The following is a 24,242-nucleotide window of genomic DNA, read 5'->3' on the forward strand; positions in this document are numbered from 1 at the left end:
GGACATAAACGCAGCGAAGGAAAGGGTTTCTATTGGTAGGGATGGGGTTGTGCCAATCGATTCGGCTCCGAGCCCTGGAATGAATGCGTCCAAGTAAGAAACGCAATGTGGCTCGAGAGGATCACTCACCTTTCCACTGAGGGACGCGTTTTTGCAGAAACGCCGAGATTCCCTCTTGGGCGTCATGCTTTAACGCGTTATCTGTCATGATGTTAGTCGCTCGGTCGTACGCCGTGGATTCGTCCAGATTCAGTTGATCATAAAACGCACGCTTGCCAAGTTGGAGGGTCATGGGGCTGCTGGCGACCATCGCGTCGGTCAACTCCTTGACTGTGGTGTCGAGTTCCGCGGCAGGCACGACCCGGTTCACGAGCCCGACTTCGAGCGCTCGATCGGCGCTGATGGGAATTCCTGTGAGCAGCATCTCCATTGCAACTTTGGCCGGAACGGCTCGTACAAGGGGCACCATCGGGGTCGAGCAGAACAGTCCGATCTTGACGCCCGGGGTGGCAAATTTGGCTTCCGCTGCGGCCACCGCGAGATCGCAAGCCGCGACGAGCTGGCAGCCGGCAGCAGTCGCAAGTCCCTGGACCTGTGCGATCACGGGCTGGGGAAGTCGTCGGATTTGTTGCATCACACTCGAGCAGCGTGCGAACAAGGCTCCGTACTCACTTTCGGATCGCCCGACCATCTCTCCCAGATCATGACCTGAACAAAAAACAGGCCCCGCGGCAGCAAGAACGACGACTCGTGTTTGAGGGTCGCTGGCAATCTGGGTCAACGCCTGGCCAAGTTCAGTCAGCATGGCCTCTGAGAGTGCGTTACGTCGCTCGGGGCGATTCAGGGTCAATCTCGTGACACCCGATTGAGTTTCAACAAGCAGCATGGTGTTTCCCGTCTCAAACTGAATACAGGCGGTCGTCGGCAGATGAATTGGAATTTGGAATAGAGAGTCTTCTGCATTGGAGTAACTCACCCGCGTGAGTACTCCGTAGCGTGCAGATCAACCCGCTGAAGATCTCGCTACCGTGGAAGGTGTGCCGATTTTATCTTCATTGGGCTATGGCTGTCCTCATGAAACGAGCCGATTGATCAATGTGGCCGTCGTCGCTCAGACATGGGGACAGGGGGCTACGACGAGGAAGCGGGAAGCTCCCTTTCTTCCTCGGAAAAGTCGGCACTGATATGGAGATGCGCAAGAAGATGGCATTCTGGGGCCAGGGAACCGGCCCCAGAAGCCATCCCTCAGGGTTCAGCTTGCTTTTACGATGGGGTTGGTGAGCGTCCCAATTCCCAGAATTTCAATGCTCGACGTATCACCATTGAGGAGCGTGAAATTATCGGGCGGGACGATTCCGGTACCTGTCAGCAGGAAAGCACCGGTGGCGAGGTCATTCTCGCGTGTCAGCCAATCGACCAGTTCGTCGAACTCCCGTTTCATCTGTCCCAAGTCGGTTTCGCCGCTGAACACGGTGCTGCCATCGCGCTCTATGGTCAGTCGAATCTTTGTTGCGGTCCGATCGAGTGGCTTCTCGGGGATGAGGATGAAGGGGCCGAGGCCGCAACACTGATTGTAAACTTTGGCCTGGGGGAGATAGAGAGGATTCTCTCCCTCGATGTCTCGTGCGGACATGTCGTTTCCGACGGTGAATCCAACGAGCCGTTTGGCAGGCGAAATCACCAGCGCCAATTCCGGTTCAGGGACACTCCAGTTACTGTCGGCACGCACTCGCAATGGCTCGCCTGGCCCGGAGACTCGGTTCGGGGTGGATTTGAAGAAGATCTCGGGACGTGGTGCGGTGTAGACGCGGTCATAGTGAGACGCACCCGTCTCCGACTCCTGCATTCGAGCAACCTGGCTCCGTTTGTACGTCACGCCAGCGGCCCAGACTTCCTGTCGGTCAATCGGCGCGGCAATGGTCACGAGTCGTGGATCGAGCAGCGGCGCCTTGGGGTCGATCAGGAATCGAGCCAGACCGATCGGGTCGGGAGAGTTCACGATGTCCATTAAGGTGCGGGCATGGTCGACTTGAGTCAAGTCCAGCAGCCGGAACTGTCCGTCATCTTCGACCATCGCAACTCGAGTGGAACCATCAGCCAGACGCAGCTTGGCGAGACGCATGAGGATACCCTTAGGGACGAGCTTTCAGTGGAAATGTCAGGCTGCAGAAGATCGCAGAACGACACCCGGCTCGCAAGTAGTTCGTGTTGTCGCACCGCGGCGGTTGGCCACCGATGACGCAAGAGCGACCACTTCTCGATCGCTACGACGCCCCCAGGACGGAAGGCCGGGATGAGGGAGCGTTGAGCAACCATCAATGCAAGTGCCGATTGCGATCGTGTTACTCACTGAGCACCCCCGCAGCAGGTCGTGTTCTGTTCTTTGTTTTCATGGTACTACCGCCGCTGTGGGTTTGTAGCGGTTGTATGCACGGTGTCGCGCTGGAGCTTTTTTTGTATCAGCGGACTCAATGGTTCTCGTGGGCGATTCAGGCCGATATAGTGACAAGGAGCGGTCCGACTAACCATTGCCGGATACAGAGTGAACATTGAGCATCCTCTGCGGGAGAATGATCTTCATGCAATGTTACCTGCCGCGCAGGCTGATGGCTGGCCTTCGCATTCATGTCGGTTTCTGGTTCGGATCACTCCGTCACACAGCGAGCCGCCACTTCCGCGGTACTTGTTTTCAGCTTTTGCTCTTAAACGCCGTACTTGTCCTGCCCAACAGACTTGGAGTATGTGCCGATGCGACGCCGGAAACGGCGGCGAGATCCCGCCACTGGGCGTTCCAGCCAGTAGGACGACACACCGCTCCTGATCATGCGGTGAAGAGGGTCTCGAAGCTCGAAAATGAAATCGATGCTTTCATTGCTGCTTCGCTCGAGTCTCAGGGGCAGCATCTTTCTGAGCCGGCAGATCGCGCGACCTTGCTGCGCCGAGTCACGTTTGATCTTGTCGGTCTTCCCCCCTCTCCAGAAGACGTGGCCGCATTTCTGGCGGACGATTCTCCTGACGCATTCGAACGAGTCGTCGATCGGCTTTTGAGTCACCCGCACTACGGCGAGACATGGGGCCGGAACTGGCTGGATGTCGTTCGCTTTGCGGAGACTGCGGGGTTCCGGGAGGATCCTCTCCGTCCTTACGCTTATACGTACAGGGATTATGTCATTCGCTCGTACAACCGCGATCTGCCCTTTGACCGGTTTGTGATGGACCAACTGGCCGGGGACGAGCTGTTTCCGGATGACACAGAATCCCTCGCAGCGACTGGCTACTGTCGCATGTGGCCGGATGAAAGTAACGCCTCGGACATTCTGTTGGCTCGACAGACGGCGCTGGACGACTTGACCGGGAATGTCGGAGCTGTGTTTCTGGGGTTATCGATTGGATGTGCGCAGTGTCACGATCACAAGTTTGACCCGCTGCTTCAGACCGACTTCTATCAATTGCAGGCCTTCTTTTCTGGAATTGTGCTGGAAGATCAGGTTCCGCTCGGAACACGGGATCAACTGGCCGCATATCGTCAGGAGGAAAGCGCCTGGCTGGCAGAGACGGCAGAACTGCGTCGGGAACTGGCTCTCCTCGAGCAACCAGCGCGCGTGAAGCTGCAAGGTGAGCGGCGAATGAAGTTTCCTGCCGAAGTGCTCGAGGCATTGGATACTCCGCTGGAAGACAGAACGACGATGCAGAGGCAACTGGCGTTCTGGAGCGCGAGGCAAATGGGTGTGAAGGAAGAAGACATTCCGAAACATCTCGACGAAGCGGCACGGGAACGCCGGGAACAGGTGCTGGCGAGTCTCGCTACGGCCAGGCAAAGGCAGCCGCGGCCGCCTCGTGAATCCAATCTGATGGCTGTTGCAGAGCTGACGTCGATTCCTCCTGCAACCTTCCGGATGGAATCGGGGAGCTATGATCAACCGCGAGAGCAACTGGAGCCTCATTTTCCCGTCGTATTAAGAACCGAAAAAACGGCCGCTGCTCCTTCCATCGCGCCCCCTACCAATCGAACGTCAGGACGCCGCTCCGAGTTGGCTCGCTGGCTCGTATCTGCGGATCACCCATTGACGCACCGCGTCTGGGTGAATCGGCTGTGGCAGGGGCATTTCGGACAGGGGTTGATTGCTAACGCCAACGACTTCGGTACGCAGACGCCTGCGCCAGTGCATCAGGACCTGTTGGACTGGTTGGCGAGCGAATCGATTCGGCAGGGGTTCCATTCCAAGCCGCTTCACCGACGGATCGTTTCATCGGCGACTTACCGTCAGGCTTCCTCGCTGAAATCAGATTCGGACTCGCAGTCTGGAATCAAGGAGTCTCACGAAGTCGCCTCACCTTATTCGGCGTTTCCTCGTCACAGGCTTTCCTCCGAGCGAATCCGTGATGCGTGGCTGGTCGCTTCGGGACAGCTCAACGATTCCATGTACGGACCGGGCACCCGACCGGAGCTTCCTCCGAACTTCACCAGCCTGGAATGGAAAGTGAGCGAGCCGGCCCAGCAGGTGCGGCGTTCCGTTTATCTGTTCGCAAAACGGAACCTCCCGTACCCGATGATGGCTGCATTCGATTTTCCGGATATGCACGAAGCCTGCGGTTGTCGAACCAAGACGACGATTGCTCCACAAGCTTTAATGCTCCTCAATGACCGAATCATTCTTAACGCGGCGCGACAGCTGGCATCTCGAGCACGCTTGGAAGCCACTTCGGCTGACCCGGCGGCGACGGTCGAACGAGCCTGGCAGATCGCATTCAGCCGCACTCCGACAGAAAGTGAAGTTCGTTCGGCCCTCAAGTTCATTGCCGACCAGTATCAACTGGTGACGGACGCTGCTGAGCCGACAATAGGAGAGACCCCGGGGCGAAATACCGAGCACGAAGCTCTCGTGGACTTCTGCCACGCTCTCCTCAACGCGAACGAATTCCTGTTCGTTGACTGAATTCGTCGACTGAAGGGGTGGCAGGATGTGCGGAGGGCAACGATGAATGCCCTTCCGCCAGTACACTTCCTGATCGCCAGCATATGATCCCACTTTCCGCATTGCCGTAGGGCGAAGTGTCCGTGCTTCCTGGCAGGACTCCTTCGCTTTCGAGGCCTGCTCATAATGACAGTGCGTGTTTGTCAGTTCGAATCGCAGCCAAACACGCACTTTGCCCGGAATGAGTCACACTACGATCGCAGTCCGGCGGAAGACATCAGCTTCCGAGTTTCTCGATACGCTTCTTCCACCCACGCTTCGATCTGATCGGGCTCGGGGCTGTATTCGAGTTCGATCGAGACCGCGCCATCGATTTTGAGCTTCGCAATTTCTTTGAGGTAGGGCTCAAACTGAACGACACCGCGACCGGGAGGGAGGTCTCCATGCACTTTGCCGTCGCAGTCAGAGATGTGGACATGAATCGCTTTGCCGGCAAGCTTTCCGATGTCTGTTGAGGGAACATTCGCCAGGACAAGGTGCGAGATATCGATGTTGGCTCGCACCGCATCATGATCCACATCGTCAATGAAACGGACCATGTTGTCGATGTTGTTGAGAAGCGAGAGTGGGAACGGTTCGAGTTCCAAGGCGATTTTCAGGCCGAGTTCCGCTGCGTAATCACCCAGGCGCTGGCAGTTCTCGACTGCGAAACCCCATTGCTCTTCTGCCGGAATGACTTCGCGATTCCAGATGTACTCGCCCAGAACCAGCAACACGTTGCTTGCGGAGAATTCGTAAGCGAGATCAAGGTACTTCGCCACGCGGTCAACGTGAAACCGCTGCACACTTGGATTGAAATCGATAAGCCCGGTTGCGACGCAGCAGATCGAGACGATCGGCAAGCCGTGACGATCGCACTCGCGTCGGATCAGTTGACGTTCCCGCACATCGATGTCGAGCGGATCGGCGAAGATATCGATCGTATCAAAGCCCAGCTTTTTGGTTTGTTCAATTCCCCAGGCGGTTTCACGTCCCGCCTGAGCCCACGCTGAGTTGATCAGTCCAAGCTTCATTGCTGCATTTCTCTGGTTCTAACGTCCGACGGAGTGTCGGATTATTTTTTGTTGCGGAAGAGTTTGTCGAGGCCATTTTTCACGGCGTCGTCGAGTTTGTCGCCAACCTTATCCTGAATCAATCCTTCCAATGCGGAATTGCCGAATTGCTTCGTCAGATTCCCCAGAACACGCGAATCCAGTTGAGGACGCGTCAGTGTCCCATTGATTGGAATCTGAACGGACTGTCCTTTCAGGCCCGCAAAAATCTTGTTGTCGCCCAGCCATTCATCCCGGATTGCGATCTCGGCAACAAGTTGAATTGTCTCATCGGTCCCGACCGAGCCCCTCGTCTTAACCGAGACGTTCTTTACCATGAAGGTCATGCCTTCGTGGTAAACTCGCCCCTGTTCCAACTTGAACGGAATCTGCTGTTCTGGCATCTGCAACCAGACCCGTTCCTTACTCAGTTCCCCTGCCTGACGACGCAGCAGAAGAGCCTGGATCTGGTCGATGGCTCCCACAATCTGAAGTGCCAATGGACCCGGACGGACCTGAGCTGTGTGCACGGCGAGGGACCCCGCAATGCTGCCGGTAGCCGGATCAAGCAGCGGCAAGGAAGCTCCGGCCACATCCAGTGAAAGCTTTCCTTCGACTTCTGCGCTGTCTGCCAGAGTTGGAACGACGAACTTCAACCATCCATGGCACAACTCAGGTGACAGCCGAATCTGATCGATCACCTTTTCCTTCGGCAGGGTGAGCAGCATCGGATTCGTTTCGAGGTGTACCGTGGGGGTAAGATGCAGCTTGCCTTCGTTGACCACCAGATCGAGTGGAGCGAATTGGCAGATGCCCTGTTCCATTTTCATGGAAACGTCACCGGGGCCGGCGACGATTCCATAGACGTTGGCCGTTGACCATCCCACACCCGCCTGAGCGGTCAGGTCTGACAAGCTACTTGTACCGGGCAACGGTGCAGGTCCCGCAGCGTTCGAACCGGGGCGAAACGAAACTGTCGAGGCTTTCGTCTTGCCTGGAGGTGTTGTTGCCGGGGGGGGCGACGCGCTGGCGAGCGATCCTTTGATGGAGAAGGGACGACGGTCCTTGCCAGTGAGCTGGATGTTTTTACCGAGTTGCTCACCAAATCGTCTCACCAAGCGTTCCCAGTCATAGCCCAGTTCGCCGCTCAGATCGATCGACTGTGTGGTCAGGCATGCGTCTAACTTGCCGTTCGCACTGACAGAAACTCCATCGACATCAAGGGTTGACGATTCGAGAACCAACTTGTCAGCAGCGACATTGTAGGTGCCTCGAGCCGCCGCTTTGAGCTGAGGTTCTTTCCAGAGTGCGACCCATGCGGGGGGGCCACCTGGTGGAGTGCTCAATCCTGCGACGACCAGCTTGTCGATTTGCGTAACGAGGTTGGCGGTGATGGCACCCTCGTTCTGCTGGAGATCGGCTTTACCACTCAGCGAACCAATCAAGTAGTACTCAGGATTCTCCAGTGCGAGATTTTTCCAGTGAGTGATCTGTTTCAAGTCTGCTTGATAGGTCGCTGTTCCTACCAGGCGAGTCAGTCCCTGCGGGCCGAGGGCACAATCCAGGCCATCAATTTCCACCGACAGCGAACTTCCAGCCAGCGACGTTTTTGGTGAGGTCCATCTCTGGGAAGCCACGGCCCATTGACCCGCTGTGGCCAGTTTCAGTTCGGGCTCTTGAATGACCCAGTCGGGGCCCGCCGCCTCGAACTTCTGCATCCCGAGTGTGAGACGACTCACATCGATCTTTTCGGGGGTGGCAGCAACCGTCGTTTGCAGGTCGAGCGTTCCCGCCAGCTTCCAGTCATCAACAGCGACGAATGGCCGCAGGCGGTTTTGCCAGCTCGCCAGATTTCCCTTAACTGATGCAGTCGCATCATAACTCGGAGACTTTGAAGTCAGGTCCACTGGTTTTTTGAGCCGTGCGTCGAATGCATCAGAACCACTCGTCAGATGCACTTCACCTTTGTCGATTCGTGTTAACCCGGATTCGGGGCTTGCCAAGCCGTCGGCGACGACAGAAAGCTCGAGGTGATTTTCCCGCCAAACCTGATCCTTCGAGACGGCGAAGACGAAATTGTCGAGCAGGATGCGGGAAGATAGCCCGACGTGATTTTCATCCGTGCGGCGCAGTTCACCGTCAATCGACATTTCACCCGCCATCTGCTGGATGCCAAGGTCGACAAACTGCTCCAGGTTCTCAAGCAGCCGCGTCAGGTCGCCCGTCGCTGTAAAGCGAGCATCTTCCAGGGTTCCGCTTCCCTTCACTTGAAGGAAGTCGGACTTGCACTCCAACAGGTCCACAACGACAGCTTCACTTTTCCGGTGAGCATTCATCTTCACAATAAGAGGTTTGTTCCAGGGGATCGTCTGTCCTTGATTGACCGCTGTCAGGCCTACGATGCCAGCCGCGCCTGACCAATGGCGAACACCATCGGAATCTGCCCCGACGAGCTCAATTTTGACATCGCCCCCTGTGATCTCGATGCCATCGCGAATTCGCAGTGTCTGCGGCAGCATCGCCGCCAATTTCTTGAGGTTGACATTGCCGGCGATGTGGTAATCTTCGTCACTCAGCAGAGACTGAACGAGTTCGATTGAGGATTTGTGAGAACTGCCTTCAAGTGGGATATCACCCGTCGCGGAGAATTCTCCGACATCGGCGACAAGTTTCAAATTGTTCATTGCCAGTCGGCCCTGCATCGTTGCAGCTCGGCCGGAGAGTTCGAGCCGGTCAAGTGCCAGGCGATCCTGCTGCAATGCCTGGATCCCGGCGACAATCAGCTTCTCAATCGAGACTGTTCCATTCCAGTCAAAATCGTATCCATTGGAATTGGGCGAGAGCTTGATTGAAGCATCTGCGTTCAGCTCACCGCCGACTTGCGCACCCGGTAGGAAGCGAGCAATTCCCGGAGCCAGTCGGGCCGTGTTCCATTGCGATGCGCGGAGCACCGCCGTTTTTACTGCCGAAGTTTCCTGAACACTGGAGTCCGTCGTGAGGGAGGGACTGCCGTAATGGGCAATCAGCCAGTCGGTGATGTCCGATTCGTGTGGGGGTGCCTTGGCGAGGGTTGCCGTGGGAATTCCGATCGACAGGTCGACCTCGTCCACTGCACCTTGTCGGGTCACGGCACGTACGCTGATCTGGTCGAATGTTGATTGCTGGTTCGAATCTTTGTTCTCAAGGACGATTCGTGCGTTCTCAATTTCGACTGTGATATCGGGGGCAGGTGTGGTGGATGTTGTGCTCTCACCGCTGGTGAATTGAGCGAGTTGGTCTTCGATATTTGAACCTTCGTTCCGTAGGGAAACGTGAACGACCGGATCCTGGATGGTAAGTGTTCCCAGATCGCTGGAATTCGTTGCCAACTGCCAGAGGGTGTTGGACGTTGAAATCTGCTGGGCCACCACCAATGGCTGCCCCTGTTCGTCGTCGACCTTCAGGTCCTTGATGACAACTGGCGAGAACCACCCTAGCGAGATTCCACCAAAGGTGATCTGCCCCTGAAATCCAGGTGTAAAGGCCTTGGGAACACCTTTTCCCAGGACGGTCGTCGCAATGATCGACGGGGCAAACCAGACAACGGCGCAGAGCAGCAGCAGCATGCAGCCGCCGATTTTCAGCCACGGGTTCCGTTTTCGGCGGGGTGCTCGCGTCGGCGTATGATCAACGTGGGGCAAAGGGGCCGGTGCCGTGTGTTCATCCATGATTCACGACCAGTAGCTAGAAGGAATGAGACAAGTTGCTGGCGGAATCATATTTTATTTTTTGCGATCAGGTCGACATCAGTATTTCCAGACGCACGAATCTCATTTCCGTGAGATCTCGGTCTTGTCGTAGAATCGAGTCGCTCCTATAACCCCTTCGTTCGGTGGACATCATACGATTCCGTCGGAGGTGCCAAACCTTTTGCGAGGGTTTGAATCGATTCAACAGTGAGTGCTAGACACTACTGGATTCCACCCTATTCGCCTGCGACTCCACCGTCGCAATCCCGATGTCGCACCGAACAGATTGAAGCCGCGATGTTCTTTTGATCATCGCGGCTTCTTTTCATCGCTCCCAGAATCCCCTCGCTTCACCGCCTTCGCGGACACCGGCCGAGAAGGGTGGGGCAGAGGAAGCCCGCAGTCAACCAGGACGAAACATCCTGATTAGGGGTTGAAGCTGTGAGAGCTGACGTGTGGAGCGAGGTTTTTCATTCACAGAGTCAGGTCTTTACCTGCTGTGAATGCCAGCCGAAATTTCAATGTCAGCCTGACCGCTAGCTGGGTTCTGCTGAAGGGCCCGAGGCCGCCGTTCTGTTCCGAAAGGCCCTATTTCGTCACGCGGTCAAAGTGGACTTGTCGAGAAGTCTTAGTGTCCCGTGCGAAACATTTCTCATTACCTGGTGTCGTGACCGAATGTCGGCAGTTGCCCGAAACTGTTGGTCGACTCCCCTCGATGCGCAACTTCGGTCACCGCTATTCGTCGCTTGACGATTCTCCATCGGTATCGGGTTTGGCTGATTTCTTACGACTGGCTCGTTTCAACGGGGATGGTTTCTCTCGTTCGGCTGCGGCCGCTCGTGCGTCAAAGATCTTGCGAACTGATTCCAGCAGCACTTCCATGGGGAAAGGCTTGCGCAAGTAGTCCGCCACACCCAGCATCTCTGCATAGGCTTTGTGTCGGCCCCCTTCGTTGGCAGTGATCATGATCACTGCCGGGGGAGCCGTTAGAGTCTTGAGGAATTCGAGGACAGGGAAACCTCCCATTCGTGGCATCATCATATCCGTGATGACGAGGTCAGGGTTGAGAGATTCGATCTGTCGCTGACCTTCGATTCCGTTCGGCGCGAGAAAAACACGATATCCATTTCCCGTGAGGACTCCGTGCAGCATCGACGCAATCTCACGATCGTCATCGATAATCAGAATCGTTTTCTCTGTCGGTTCAGCGGGCATTCGATCAACCTCGGCCGGGAGGAAATAACATCAGCGGGGTACTCAACATCCTAATGCGAGACCCGCGGCAGTCACAAGCCGAGTTAAAGTGTCCGGCTCGTTGCCGTCTGAGCGAACGGCGGGAGTGTCAGGTTACCATGGCCCAAGCGGAACGTGAATCAAGAGGACAAATGTCTTCACGTCATTGGGTGTATCCTGGTCCGTGATGGCAGTCGGACTTGATTCACTTGAGTAGACTGGTGAGAAACGAGTTTGCGGATTTGCAGATTGCGGCGTACAGAGGGCGGACAGATACGTTGGAGAGGTCACAATGCTGAAGGTGCAGAGCTGACAAGAAACCGGGGGAGTTCGATTTTGCGCGTGGCAATCGAATCCAGTCATTGGCCTATTCGGTTCCAGCTCTCGCAGCTTGAGTGTTCTTCGGTGAAATGACGGGCAAGATTGAGGTGATGATTGTGGCTTCAGAGCTGACACAGCATTCTGCGGAATCGCTCTATCACTCCCTGGTGGAAAGTTTGCCCCTTTGTATTTTCCAGAAGGACAGGCAATTTCGGATTCTGTTCGTGAACCAGCGGATGTGCGATGCGCTGGGGGTGACACTGCCTCAGATACAGGGAAAGAACGATTTTGAGGTCTTTCCTGCTGACCTGGCCGAGAAGTATCGCAGCGACGACATGCACGTCATAGAGACCGGGGAATTGCTGGAGGCCGTGGAAGAAATCTCCGCCAGCGACGGAAAGCGAATTCACATCCAGGTACTGAAAGCCCCCATTCGTGATAGCCAGGGTGCAATCGTCGGCGTCCAGGGGATGTTCTGGGACATCACGGATCGACAGGCAACGGAAAACCAGCTCATTGAAGCTCATGGGTTTCTCGACTCGATCGTTGACAATGTCCCCATCATGCTGTTTGTCAAAGAGGCGGAAGAGCTGCGATTTGTAAAATTCAATCGCGCCAGTGAAGAACTCGTCGGCCTGTCTCGTGAAGATGTTCTGGGGAAATGTGACTTCGATCTTTTCCCGAAGGAACTGGCGGAATTCTTCACTCAAAAGGATCGTGCCGTATTGGCCAACGGCGTCATGGTCGAAATTCCCGAAGAGACTCTGGATACGCCAAATCACGGGCGGCGGATTCTGCGTACGAAAAAGATTCCGGTCATGGACTCAGAGGGGAAACCTCGCTTCCTGTTGGGGATTTCCGAAGATGTCACTGAGAAGAGACTCACGGAACTCGCCTTGAAAGAAGCCAAAGAGGCGGCCGAATCCGCGAGCCGTGCCAAAAGTGATTTTCTGGCCAATATGAGCCACGAGATTCGCACTCCGATGAATGCCGTCCTGGGCATGACCGAGCTGCTGATGGATACCCCGCTGGATCGAACGCAGCGCGAGTACGTCAAGATGGTTCACGAATCAGGGGAAGCTCTCCTGGGACTCATCAATGACATTCTCGATTTCTCAAAGATCGAGTCTGGCAAGTTCAACCTGGATCGTACCGAGTTCGCTCTGCGTGAGCTGCTGGGCGATACGATGAAGACCCTCGCCGTTCGTGCGTCGCACAAAGATCTGGAACTCGCGGTCCATGTTGCAAGCGACGTCCCATGCGTTCTGGTCGGTGACCCCGGTCGACTGCGGCAAATCGTCATGAACCTGGTGGGAAATGCGGTCAAGTTCACCGAGAAAGGAGAAGTGATTCTTGACGTCAGTTGCCAGTCCCACATCGAAGGAAAAGTTGAACTGTTGTTTCTGGTTCGCGATACGGGAATCGGAATCTCCCGAGATCAGATGGACCGCATCTTTCAGGCATTTGAGCAGGCCGATACCTCGACGACGCGCCGCTACGGAGGAACCGGGCTGGGGCTGACAATCACCTCACGTCTGGTTGATTTAATGGGGGGATCGATCTGGGTCGAAAGCAACCCAGGGCAAGGAAGCACATTCTACTTCACCACTCAATTTGATGTCGGGGTCGAAACGGCGGGAAGTCATATCGGGCTGGCGGTGGCTCAGCTTGAAGGACTTCGTGTTCTTGTCGTGGATGACAACGCGACAAACCGGCTAATTCTCACCGAGATTCTGGAAAACCACAAACTGGAGCCACAATCAGCCGGTAACGCAGCGCAGGCGATCGAGATGCTGCTCTCCGCTCAAGAGTCGGGTGAGCCATTTTCATTGCTGCTGACAGATGTCAATATGCCTGATATCGACGGGTTTACTCTCGTTGATCACGTCCGCAAGAATGAAGTGTTGCGGGATCTGGCGGTCATCGTGCTCACTTCCGGCGACCGCCTCGGCGACCGGGATCGGTGTCAAAAGCTGAATGTGGTCTCGCATTTGCGAAAGCCGATCAAGCAATCCGAACTCGTACAATCGATTGCGATGGCGCTCGGAACTGTCCGGCCTGAAAATGATCAACCGGTCCGCACGCACGCGGCGCCCTCCGCAGTTCGACCTTTGCGTATTCTGCTGGCGGAAGATTCATACCCGAACCAGGTACTTGCCTGTGGACTTCTTCGGAAACGGGGCCACATCGTTTCGGTCGCGAATCATGGTGAAGAAGCGATTGATATTCTGCAGTCGGAAGGATTCGATCTGGTTCTGATGGATGTCCAGATGCCCGTCATGGACGGACTGGAGGCGACGCGCGTGATTCGCAAGCTTGAAGGTCGCGAGAAGTTGCATCCTCTCAACCGGAATCCGCTGATTGTCGTTGCCATGACCGCCCACGCGATGAAGGGGGATCGCGAACGCTGTCTCGAGAGCGGCATGGACGATTACCTTTCCAAGCCGATTCGGACCCACGAACTCGACGAGATTCTCTCGAGGAATTTTTCGGATGATGATGAGGCGAAAACCGATGCGAACATCACAACCCTCATCGACTGGTCCGAGGCGCTTTCCGCTGTTGATGGGGATTGCGAGCTGCTGAAGGTCGTAGCCGGTGCTCTTCTGGAGGAGGTCGATTCGCTGAAACTGCGACTGGCCGCTGCGCTGGCCTCCGGTGATGCAACCTCTGTACAGCAATTGGGACATACGCTGAAGGGGGCTGTGGGGGCAATTGGTGCGCAGGGCTGTCGCTGTCTGGCAGAACGGCTGGAATCTCTGGGTAAGCAGGGCGAGATTGAAATGGCGCACATCTGCTTTGTCGAGTTTGAGCGAGAGCTTGGCAGAGTGTGTGAACTTTTGCAGGGGTTTGTTCAAGGAGACTTTCAACCGGAAAGTGCCATCGGAAAGTGAACGTATGGTGATTGTTCTGTATGAAAGTTCCGGTTTTTGGTCGATGGAACAGGTTTGCCGGTTGAATTAGACGGGGAAATTCACTGATCTGTCGTAAATGTTCTTGTAACCCCACTGAACATGCGGTGTAAACTGGCTAAACATGGGAGAGTCGGTTGATAGAACTGTTCGGGCAGGACACAATCGCGAAAGGGTGCTGGCTTTGATTGCGACTGTCTTGTTTGCCACCGGCCAGCATCAAAGCAGGAACGCCGTGCATCGGGTGAGCGCATTCCATCCTGGATGACATGACGCGTGAGGGAAGTATCTCATGCGAATAAGGCGGCAATCGCGGGCACTGGCAGATGTGCGCCGCTCAGTCCAAACTCCTGTGCTTGGACAACGGATGGAGGAGATCTGAAGAGTGCTGGGGAAACTGTTGCCAAGTGACGGCGGAGCGTCGATTCCGTTGCTGAAGCCAAGTCTGCTGCTGGGGCGTAAGTCGGATTGCGATATTCCGATTGCCTGTTCCTCGGTATCCGGCCATCACTGTCGGTTGGAATTTAAGGACGGTTCCTGGTGGGTGCTGGATCTGGACAGCCGGAATGGTACATCCATCAATGGTCGTCGCATCACGGAACAGCGAATTTCTCCTCGAGATGTCCTGACGCTCGGCCGTCAAAAACTGGTCGTTGACTATCAGGCTGCGAAGCATTCCAGGACGAATCCATCTGCCAAGTCATCAGAAAAAAAGTCGACTCGGAGAAAGCTCTCAAAAACCCGGGCTTCAAGTCTAAGCGCCGATGATGAAATCGCGCTGGCATTCCTCAATCTATCGCGTCCGGAAGACCAGCAAGATACGAACCTGCCATCAGAGAATGTTGTTTCTTCAGAACCCGTCTCGAATGTTTCGCCTTCGCCCGTAATGCCTGATGCCGAAGTTGTGACCGCCGCTCCTGCGCCGGTTCCTGCTCACATAGCGGAGCCCGGCCCGCGTCCACTTCCTCCGGTCGAACTGGGGAGGCTCATTCCGGAAGAGGGAGGTGACCCCATCGTGCTCACTTCACCGGAGATGACGATTGGACGGGGGCGAGGTTGTGATATCCCGATTCGGCTTCCCTCGATCTCTTCACGTCACTGCAAGCTGATCTTGAAAGACGGGTATTGGCATGTCGAGGACCTGAACAGCACAAACGGCACTTCGGTCGACGGCGAACGCTGTCTTTTTGACGTCTTGATGCCGGGAAGCACACTGACGCTCCATAAACATCACTACAAGGTTGAGTACGTCCCTGCCAGCGATGCGCCCCCTCCCATTGTTCGACAGCTTTTCTCGCAGAGTCTGCTGGAAAAAGCTGGCTTTGGCATGGATCTGACAGATGGTCGCCTTGGAGGAGTGGAGCTCGAGGATGACGATTCCGATCGTCCGAAACGCTATAACCTGCTGGACTCAGATGACTCATTGTAGAGCGGTCTGACCATCGCTCCCCCGGCACTGGCCCGAAAAGGTTTCTCTTCGTGGGGGGCCCTCGCGCAATAGAGGCTGCCCACGTGGTTCTACCACGTCGCGTGATTGTTCTCTGGCAGAGACCCTCGCTTGTCGAGGGAATGCCTGTGATCATGGCCGGCCATGAATTGAGTGACAGTGGAACTTGGGGGCGAGGGTCGGTAGAACGGACGTCGCGGCCCTTGAGCAGATGGGTGGGACGCAAGTCGTAGTGAACTACTGACGAAAGGGCGATGCCGTATGTCTCGGAATTTGAGTGTCGTTTGCATCGTGGCGCTGTCATCAATAGGGTTATGGGCGCAGGAGACGCCCTCTGCCAAGCCCGGTGATGCGATGATGGAAAGTCACCTGATCCTTGAGACGGCCCGGCTGAGCAGCCGCGTCCTGGAAGGAGCCCAGTCCCGGGAAGAATGGGAAGCTCAACGCGACGAATTGAAACGTCGGTATCTCGATATGCTTGGGTTGTGGCCGCTTCCCGAGCGAACCCCGCTCAATGCCACGGTGACGGGGACCTTGGAGCTGGATGATGTCCATGTTGAGAAGCTTCATTTTCAGAGCAGTCCCGGCCTGTACGTAACGGGGAATCTGTATCGACCCGCCAAGGTCGAGGGGAAGCTTCCTGCTGTCCTGTACGTCTGCGGGCACGCCAATCGGGGTCGCGATGGCAACAAGACCGGCTACCAGCACCATGGGCGGTGGTTCGCCTCACATGGCTACATCTGTCTGATGATCGACACGCTGCAGTTGGGCGAGATCGCTGGGCTTCACCATGGAACGTACCGTGAGCAACGTTGGTGGTGGCATTCTGCTGGGTATACTCCCGCAGGAGTGGAGTGCTGGAACGGCATTCGAGCACTGGACTACCTCACTTCGCGAGCGGATGTCGACGCCGATAAGCTGGCCGTCACCGGACGCAGCGGTGGGGGGGCTGCTACGCTATGGATTACCGCAGCAGACGACCGGGTGAAAGTCTGCGTGCCGGTCAGCGGGTTGAGCGATCTGCAAACCTATGTCAGCGAAAAGGTCTGCGACGGTCACTGCGACTGCATGTTCATGTACAACACTTACAGATGGGAATGGACGACCCTGGCGGCCTTGATTGCGCCGCGTCCCATGTTGTTTGAGAACTCGGGGTATGACCCGATTTTCCCGATGCCCGGTAATGAGCGAATTCGTGAACGCCTCGCTCAGATCTATGGGTGGTATGAAAAGTCCAAGGGGGAACTGTTTGATGTGGGCGTCACGCCAGGAGGACATCTGGACAATCAGGAACTGAGGCTGATGGCCTATCGCTGGATCAATCGACATTTGAAGAATGACAATGCCGATGTTGACGAGCCGAAGCTGGCTGCAATCGAGGGGAAACTTCTGCGAGTCTTCCCTGAGGACAGTGATTTGCCTTCTGATCGCCTTAATGCGGTGATCGATGAAACCTTCGTTCCCCGGGCAAACCCCGTCCCTCCGACCAGCAGGGACGAGTTCCTGGCGTGGTCCAGCAATTTGCGAGACGGCCTGCAGGAGCGTGTCTTTCGTGAGTGGCCCGAGCAAGTTCCTGCTGCCGTCGTGAGGGAAACGAGACCTGATGGTCAAATGATTCTGGGGACTGAAGACGACATACTGGTGATTGCTGCCCGGCACGAAGCGAAACAAGCGCGACCCCGATCGCCGGAACATCGGGAACGAATCTGGCTTGTGGTACTGGATACGGAGGATCTCGAAGGAACGCTTCCGGCCTGGGTTGCAGCGACGGACCTGGCAAATCAGTCCGTTGTTGTTATCAGTCCCAGAGGTGCAGGGCAATCGCTGGCATGGACACGAAAAAATCCCCCCAGCTATGTTGAGCGAGCCCACGCTCTGGTTGGTCGCACGGTCGACGCAGGTCGCGTCTATGACATTCAGTCTGTCGCTCGCTGGTTGCACGAGGCTGACGGTAATGAATTGACGATTGGTGTTGCAGGACGCGGTACGGCGGGGGTGTTGGGGGTGTATGCCGCACTACTCGAGTCCTGTATCAGCGAAGTCCTGGTCGTGGACCCTCCTGCATCGCACCGTCAGGGGCCAGCACTGCTTAATGTGCTGCGGGTGCTTGATGTGCCGGACGCCATTGGATTGCTCGCTCCCCGCCACGCCACTTTGATCGATGCGGAGTCGGAAGCATTTGGTCGCACGGAACAGGCCTATCGTGCAGCCGGTTACGGTGACCGGTTGTCGCGCACTGTGCGGGCAGATTGAGTCGCTGCGGTCGGTCGTGTTGAAATCACTCCAGACGGATGTGTTCCCGTAATTCGGCGCGGCGGCGGAGGTGAGAGAGTACGTTCGCGCTGGTCGCCCGGAAAAAAGGAAGTCACGGTTCGGCGACCCAGGGTGGGGAGCGCCGGTTTAAGTCGTCGAGGCATTTTCATCGGCGCTGGCGGCCGGTTTTTGTCACTTCCGCACAGGTGGAAATCTGGGCGGGAAAGAGGGGCCAGAACGGTTAATTCGCGTGCGGATAATCCGTGTTTCTGTTATACTTTACAGCCCGGCGAATGTCGGCGTTTTGTAAACAGAAATCGAGTCAGGCGGCCTTCGTTTCCGACTCGTCAATCGTCCTTTTAAAATATGTGTCCACTATGCATCTGACGTGCCAGCGAAACTCCTTAACAGCCGCATTTCAAACGGTTTCTGGCGTGGTTCCGTCTCGCACCACCAAAGATATCCTTAAGAACGTCAAGATTCAGGTGGGTGGCGGCAAAGCCGTGCTGATCGGAAGTGACAGTGAAATCGGAATTCGCTGCGAGGTTCCTGATGTCGAGTCAGACTCGCGTGGAGAGGCGCTGCTGCCGACGTCGCGGGTGCTGTCAGTGCTGCGCGAGCTGAGTGACGATGTTGTTAAACTCGAAGTCACTGGCGATGCGACGTGGATTCGGTGCGGTTACAGCGAGTTTAGGCTTTCTGCGGAAGATCCTGCTGATTTCCCTCCTGTCGCTGCGTTTGAAGAATCAGACTACTTTGTCGTGCCAGCAATGGCTCTTCGCATGATGATTCGTCGAACGATCTTCGCGACGGACAGTGAGAGCACTCGCTATGCACTGGGCGGGATCCAGACGGAACTGGGAGCTGAGCAACTGACTCTGGCCGCCACTGACAGTCGGCGGCTGGCGGTTGTGAGCGCGGCATCCAGTATGGTGGGACGTCCAGAGCTTCCGGCCACTCCCCCCGTTGTCCCGTCCAAGGCCATGGGATTGATAGAGAAAAGTCTCGGCGATGGATCGGGAGAAGTTCACATCGCCTTGCACCAGAACGACATCGTGGTTCGATGTGGCGGGACCACCATTACCAGTCAGTTGGTTCAGGGGCGGTTCCCCGATTACCGCAAAGTGGTACCAGATACTTACAACTCGACGATTGACCTGGTCGTGGCACCGTTCTACTCGGCAGTGCGACAGGCGATGATCGTAACGAGCGAGGAAAGTCGCGGTGTCGACTTCGAGTTCGGAGCGGGTACGTTGCGGTTGAACAGTCAGGCTGCGGACATTGGGCAGTCGAAAATTGAAATGCCGATCGCTTATGACGGGCCAGAACTGACGATCACATTCGACCCTCGTTACGTGGCCGATTTCCTGAAAGTTCTCGATTCCAGTTCGCAGTTTCATTTGAAACTGATCAGTCATGACGACCGGGCCGCGCTGGTGACCGACGATAACTACACCTACGTTGTGATGCCGCTGGCACGGGATCGCTAAACCAGCCTGAGGTGTCTCAGCAGGGACGCAGCACCTGACGGTAGTTCGAATTGTTCGAGCTGTACAATTAAAAGTTCACCTGAAACGCAAGATCGCACGCATGGCCGCTCGTGATCCACTTCCTTTATCCATCGCCCTCAGCGAACTCATTGCCCTTCGTGGTTTTGCGAGAGTTCGCAGCGAAAACGAGCTTGAGGCCGCATGGAAGCAGGTGGCTGGGCCCGATCTGGCTGCTCAAACTCGCCCGGCGAAGTTGAGTCGGGGGACGTTGACGGTCGCGGTCGACAACGCGCCACTGCTGAGTGAGCTTGCCTCGTTTCAGGGGCCTGAACTGCTGCAAGTCATCAGGCAGCGCTACCCGCATTTGAACATTCGAACATTGAAATTCAAGCTGAGCGGAACCTGATTTGAACCGAATTGCTTTTCGCACGAATCAATCCTGCATCAGCATTCAATTTTGAGATGGAGAACTGTTTTGTCTGACCCGAATAATCCACCGATGAATGAGTCCTCCGACGTTTCGCAATCCGCGGCAACCGGGTCTGTTTCAGCCAGCAGTGAATACGGTCCTGAACATCTTCAGGCGCTGAAGGGGCTTGAGGGGATTCGGCACCGTCCTGCGATGTACATCGGTGACACGACAACGCTGGGTTTGCATCATCTCGTCTATGAACTGGTAGATAACTGCATTGATGAATGTGCGAACGGACATGCGACTCACCTCTCCGTGGTGATTCATGCAGACGGAAGCGTTTCAGTTTCTGACGACGGCCGCGGGATTCCTGTCGGTCCGATGCCGGAAGAAGACAATAAATCGGCCCTCGAGGTCGTGCTGACCAACATTCACGCTGGTGGAAAGTTCAACCGCGACGGTGGTTACAAGGTCGGTACCGGGGGGCTTCACGGAGTCGGTATCAAGGCGGTGAATGCGCTTGCCGAATGGCTTGAAGCGGAAGTTCGCCGCGAGGGTCATGTCTGGACGATGGATTTTGCTCGAGGTAAGCCGACAACTGAGCTCAAGAAGCTGGGCAAGAGTGATACGACGGGGACCAAGATCACCTTTAAGGCCGATCCCGACATCTTTCCGGACACTCGGTACAACTTTGAGCCCCTCGCCAAGCGATTGCAGGAATTGGCGTTTTTGAATGCCGGGGTCCGCATTCGAATTCTGGATGAACGATCGGGGGAGCAGGATGAATTCTGTTACCCCGATGGAATTGTGGAATTTGTTCGCTGGCTGAATCGGACAGAAACGCCCCTGTACGATCCGATTATCCGTATCAATGGACTGCAGGACGGCATTGAAGTCGCTGTCACAATCCAGCACAACGATGGCTTCAATGAGAACGTCCGGACGTTCGGAAACTGCGTCAATAACTTCCTCGGGGGGACGCACCTCAGTGGTTTCCGGGCCGCAGTGACGCGCGCAATCAACAACTACGGAAAACGCGAAAAGCTGTTTGAAGAAATCGTTCCTTCAGGTGACGACTTCCGTGAAGGTCTTGTGGCGGTTGTGGCTGTTCGCGTTCCTGATCCCCAGTTTCAGGGGCAGACCAAGGAAAAGCTGGTCAACGCCTCCGTCGAAGGGATTGTCAACTCGATCGTCTTCGAGCAATTGACCAAGTTCATGGAAGAGAACCCGAACATCGCCAAACGCATCGCGCAGAAAGGGCTGATGGCTGCGGAAGCGCGCGAAGCGGCTCGCAAGTCTCGCGAAATGGTGCGGCGGAAAGGGGCTCTCACCTCGGGTGGACTACCCGAAAAACTGCGTGACTGTCGCAGTCGCGAGCTCGATATCACCGAGCTGTACCTCGTGGAAGGGGACTCGGCCGGTGGTTCGGCCGATACCGGACGTGATTCGAACGTCCAGGCGATCCTTCCGCTACGAGGAAAGATCCTGAACGTTGAGAAAGCTCAACTGATCAAGATCCTGGATAACGCGGAAATCTCGAATCTGTTTAAGGCGATCGGTATTCCACCGATGGCAGAGTTTGAGGATGTGACCAAGCGGCGCTACGGCAAAATCATTCTCATGACCGATGCCGATATCGACGGAAGCCATATTCGCACTCTGTTGCTGACGTTCATGTTCCGTCACATGAAGCCCCTTGTGGAGAATGGGTGTATCTACATCGCCCAGCCCCCACTCTACAAAGTCACTCAGCGGAACAAGAGCCGCTACGTGCAAACGCACGAAAAGATGGTGTCTGAGCTGATGGAGTTGGGGCTGAATGGAAGTCGGGTTGTCTTCTCTGACGGAGTCGAAATCGAAGGAGATCATCTCCGGCGAATCGTCACCCTGCTCGGCCGGATCGAAGAGCCAATCGAGCTTCTGGAACGTCGCGGACTCACTCTGAAATATCTACACCAGCAATCGCCTGACCCTGAAAAGCCATTGCCGCAGTATCGAGTCTTTCTGGGTAAGCGAGAACAGTGGTTCCATACGCGGGATGAGGTCGAACAATTCGTCCAGGAGGAAGAGAAGAAGCGGGGGCAGGAGCTGGAGATTGCCGGTGAAGCCAACGGTACGCCTGCTCCGAGCAAAAACGTGGCACCCGCCACACCGGGAGCTGCGAAAGATGGTTTGCTTCAGATTGTCGATCTGCACGAGATGCGAACGATCAACGATGCGCTGCGTGAGCTGAAAGGTTATGGAATTCGTCTACCCGATCTTTATCCCCCTGGGGCCAAAGACGGTGAAACCTTCTATCCGTTCCGAATCCAGCAGGAAGACCATACCGTACGCCTGACCAGCCTCCGGGAATTGCTGCGTGAGCTTCGGGATCTGGGCGAGCGAGGAATGAAGGTCACCCGCTTTAAGGGACTGGGTGAAATGGACGCTGAAGAGTTGTGGGATACCACGATGGACCCCGCCGCAAGAACGCTGTTAAAGGTCACGATGGTTGACGCTGCCGCTGCGGACGAGATGTTTCGGGTATTAATGGGCGATGCCGTTGAGCCGCGCCGCGAATTCATCGAAAAGCATGCACTCGACGTGAAAGACCTGGACGTCTGAACGAAGTTGTTGACGGTCTCGAAGTCCCAGGGCGCCCGACAGTGCAGCGGCGTCCCGGGACTCGTGCATTCTGGAATCTTCCGTCAAAAGCTTTGCGGGCAAATTCTTGCGGCCGTTGTCGAAATCACACGCATTCAGCCGCTCGAGCTGCTGCGTCAGATGAGCACTCTTCCTTTTCTCTGGGGACTAAGGAAGAAAGCGAGTTCGTTCTTCGGGGGTTGGCAGGCGACACGACTCTTTCTTACCAAACACGCGATATCGATTCTTTGCGACGATCGTGTATCCAAGATTCCGCAGAGGAAGCGGAATGAGCCACAGCAGTACCCCCAGAACGCGCCAACCGGGCCCCAGTTGCCAGAGTATTCTGATCACCGCCGCCGATTTCCTGTAGGTACGCCCTGCGACCCACAGCACCATGGTGTCGAGGTTGTTGACATCTGCTGGGGATAACAGTGACTTCGCGGTATCACCTTGCAGCGGGGCAAACTGGAACTGCTTCCGATAATCACGTTTCATGACGAAGTCGATGGACCAGTTGCACAGGCCACACACGCCGTCAAAAAACAAGATTCGTCGCACACCTTCGGTCTCACGGACGTCCACGGGGATCGGAATTTCGCCTGTCCCGCTGAGTGCGACTGGTACACTGCTCATGACGCCCTCCGCTCTAGGATTGGTTGACTGAAACCCCGGAAACATCGTACAGGAACGGCGTCAGTGACAGCAAATCCCTCTCTGTCGACGTTGGCATCGACTCGAAGAAATGAGTAGTCGCCATCGGCGAAAAGTTTCTGGCACGCGACATCGCATCCTTCAAGCGTTACGACTCTCGGACAATCTTGGATCGAACTGTCGAAACCCCGCTGTGCGCAGGCGTCAGGCCTTCTTCTTGACCGGGCGACCTCGCTTCTTGGGTGTAGCATCCGTGGCTGAAGTCGTTGCTGCCATCCGAGCCTTCCGTGCAGCGACATCGCGTTTGGAACGCTTCTGCATAATTTCATACTGAGAAGGTCGACCTTGATTCTTTGCAACAATCTGGGCCGGCAGGACGGCGACACACTGATTGGCCATGGTAATGATGACATCCAGGCAATCCCATTGTCGCTGCGTCCAGGGAAAGAGAGCATGGGTCAGCTTGTGCTGCTGCATTTCCATCGCAACCTGGGTCAGTTGTTCCGTCGCCTTCTTCAGTGACTCTGCCGTGCTGGCCACCATTTCTGCGCTTTTGGATTCGTATTTCAATGGCACGCAAATCTCTCCTGAAAAATGAAATGAAAACCTAACGCTTGACGCGTCATTACCTTTTGTCATCGGTAAAGCAAAAACGTAAGTCCGTCAAAAGAAAATCACAACTGCATTCTTGACGTCATAAATCTTTGTCGGTATCTTGTCGTGAGGTTGTGTTGCTGTGGCTGCGACGCAATATGATTCGGTTAATCTGCAGGGTGCACTATGTCGGCTCTCGATTCCAGCGAAAGAGACCTCCATTTCCAGGCGACCGGCGAAATGGAGAATCGTTGTCAGCAGCTCGAACGTCAGGTGGCAAAACAGCGAGCTGACTGGGAGTTGGGAGCTCGGGAATGGAAACGGCTGCAACGGTACCAGCAGGAACTGGCCGATTGGCTGGTGGACAATGCGGCGAATGATGACGGGCGGTTGATAAAGTCGCAGATCAACGCCGCACTGGGGGGAGAAGATTTCATCCCCTGTTCGTTTACTTTTTCCGCCAAGGGAAGGAAGTACCACATGGAGCTGGTCTCAACAGTCTATGAGATTCAAGAAATGTAACCGGGTTTCTGAATTTTCATCTCAGTCGAACTCGCCGTGTCTCTCGA

Annotated in this window: 15 protein-coding genes; 8 read left to right on the forward strand and 7 right to left on the reverse strand. The window is 55.7% G+C overall.

The genetic code is table 11. The annotated features are described in order from the left end of the window. Positions 1 to 121 precede the first annotated feature (121 nt). Positions 122 to 886, reverse strand: a complete 765-nt coding sequence (locus ACGY09_RS15890; RefSeq protein WP_373649252.1) for an enoyl-CoA hydratase — start codon at positions 884 to 886, stop codon at positions 122 to 124. Positions 887 to 1,252: 366 nt separating this feature from the next. Then, positions 1,253 to 2,122, reverse strand: a complete 870-nt coding sequence (locus tag ACGY09_RS15895) for a fumarylacetoacetate hydrolase family protein (RefSeq protein ID WP_373649251.1) — start codon at positions 2,120 to 2,122, stop codon at positions 1,253 to 1,255. Between the two features lie 457 nt (positions 2,123 to 2,579). Here ACGY09_RS15895 and ACGY09_RS15900 point away from each other — a divergent pair, with 457 nt between their 5' ends. Then, entirely contained in the window at positions 2,580 to 4,937 is a 2,358-nt protein-coding gene (locus ACGY09_RS15900; RefSeq protein WP_397568499.1) for a DUF1549 and DUF1553 domain-containing protein, read from the forward strand. 230 nt (positions 4,938 to 5,167) lie between these two features. Here the strand turns inward: ACGY09_RS15900 and ACGY09_RS15905 are convergent, their stop codons facing one another. The 3 genes from ACGY09_RS15905 to ACGY09_RS15915 form a co-directional block, all read right to left on the reverse strand. Then, entirely contained in the window at positions 5,168 to 5,989 is an 822-nt protein-coding gene (locus ACGY09_RS15905; RefSeq protein WP_397568500.1) for a sugar phosphate isomerase/epimerase family protein, read from the reverse strand. Between the two features lie 41 nt (positions 5,990 to 6,030). After that, entirely contained in the window at positions 6,031 to 9,714 is a 3,684-nt protein-coding gene (locus ACGY09_RS15910) for a hypothetical protein (RefSeq protein ID WP_397568501.1), read from the reverse strand. Positions 9,715 to 10,470: 756 nt separating this feature from the next. Continuing rightward, positions 10,471 to 10,950, reverse strand: coding sequence for a response regulator transcription factor (locus ACGY09_RS15915; protein ID WP_373649247.1), 480 nt, complete (start codon positions 10,948 to 10,950; stop codon positions 10,471 to 10,473). 449 nt (positions 10,951 to 11,399) lie between these two features. Here ACGY09_RS15915 and ACGY09_RS15920 point away from each other — a divergent pair, with 449 nt between their 5' ends. The 6 genes from ACGY09_RS15920 (at position 11,400) to ACGY09_RS15945 (ending at position 22,407) form a co-directional block, all read left to right on the forward strand. Continuing rightward, positions 11,400 to 14,183 (forward strand): response regulator, encoded by a 2,784-nt coding sequence (locus tag ACGY09_RS15920; protein WP_397568502.1) that lies wholly within the window; start codon positions 11,400 to 11,402, stop codon positions 14,181 to 14,183. Positions 14,184 to 14,586: 403 nt separating this feature from the next. After that, on the forward strand, positions 14,587 to 15,630 hold the full coding sequence (locus tag ACGY09_RS15925; protein WP_397568503.1) for an FHA domain-containing protein: 1,044 nt from the start codon (positions 14,587 to 14,589) through the stop codon (positions 15,628 to 15,630). 279 nt (positions 15,631 to 15,909) lie between these two features. Then, the gene (locus ACGY09_RS15930) at positions 15,910 to 17,901 is read left to right on the forward strand and encodes an alpha/beta hydrolase family protein (RefSeq protein WP_397568504.1); all 1,992 of its coding nucleotides are present in this window, start codon (positions 15,910 to 15,912) and stop codon (positions 17,899 to 17,901) included. Between the two features lie 377 nt (positions 17,902 to 18,278). Beyond that, positions 18,279 to 19,391, forward strand: a complete 1,113-nt coding sequence (dnaN, locus tag ACGY09_RS15935; protein ID WP_375314938.1) for a DNA polymerase III subunit beta — start codon at positions 18,279 to 18,281, stop codon at positions 19,389 to 19,391. A gap of 100 nt (positions 19,392 to 19,491) precedes the next feature. After that, positions 19,492 to 19,797 (forward strand): DUF721 domain-containing protein, encoded by a 306-nt coding sequence (locus ACGY09_RS15940; RefSeq protein ID WP_397568505.1) that lies wholly within the window; start codon positions 19,492 to 19,494, stop codon positions 19,795 to 19,797. Positions 19,798 to 19,866: 69 nt separating this feature from the next. Beyond that, positions 19,867 to 22,407: a DNA gyrase subunit B gene (locus ACGY09_RS15945; protein WP_397568506.1), complete on the forward strand. Its 2,541-nt coding sequence runs from the start codon at positions 19,867 to 19,869 to the stop codon at positions 22,405 to 22,407. Positions 22,408 to 22,593: 186 nt separating this feature from the next. Here ACGY09_RS15945 and ACGY09_RS15950 read toward each other — a convergent pair whose 3' ends face one another. Then, positions 22,594 to 23,061, reverse strand: coding sequence for a thiol-disulfide oxidoreductase DCC family protein (locus ACGY09_RS15950; protein ID WP_397568507.1), 468 nt, complete (start codon positions 23,059 to 23,061; stop codon positions 22,594 to 22,596). Between the two features lie 222 nt (positions 23,062 to 23,283). Further along, positions 23,284 to 23,655, reverse strand: a complete 372-nt coding sequence (locus ACGY09_RS15955; protein ID WP_373649239.1) for a hypothetical protein — start codon at positions 23,653 to 23,655, stop codon at positions 23,284 to 23,286. Positions 23,656 to 23,859: 204 nt separating this feature from the next. Between ACGY09_RS15955 and ACGY09_RS15960 the strand changes: the two genes are divergently transcribed. Beyond that, positions 23,860 to 24,195 (forward strand): hypothetical protein, encoded by a 336-nt coding sequence (locus ACGY09_RS15960; RefSeq protein ID WP_397568508.1) that lies wholly within the window; start codon positions 23,860 to 23,862, stop codon positions 24,193 to 24,195. The last annotated feature ends 47 nt before the right edge of the window (positions 24,196 to 24,242 follow it).

Source organism: Schlesneria sphaerica (genome assembly GCF_044336245.1).
Classification (GTDB): domain Bacteria; phylum Planctomycetota; class Planctomycetia; order Planctomycetales; family Planctomycetaceae; genus Schlesneria; species Schlesneria sphaerica.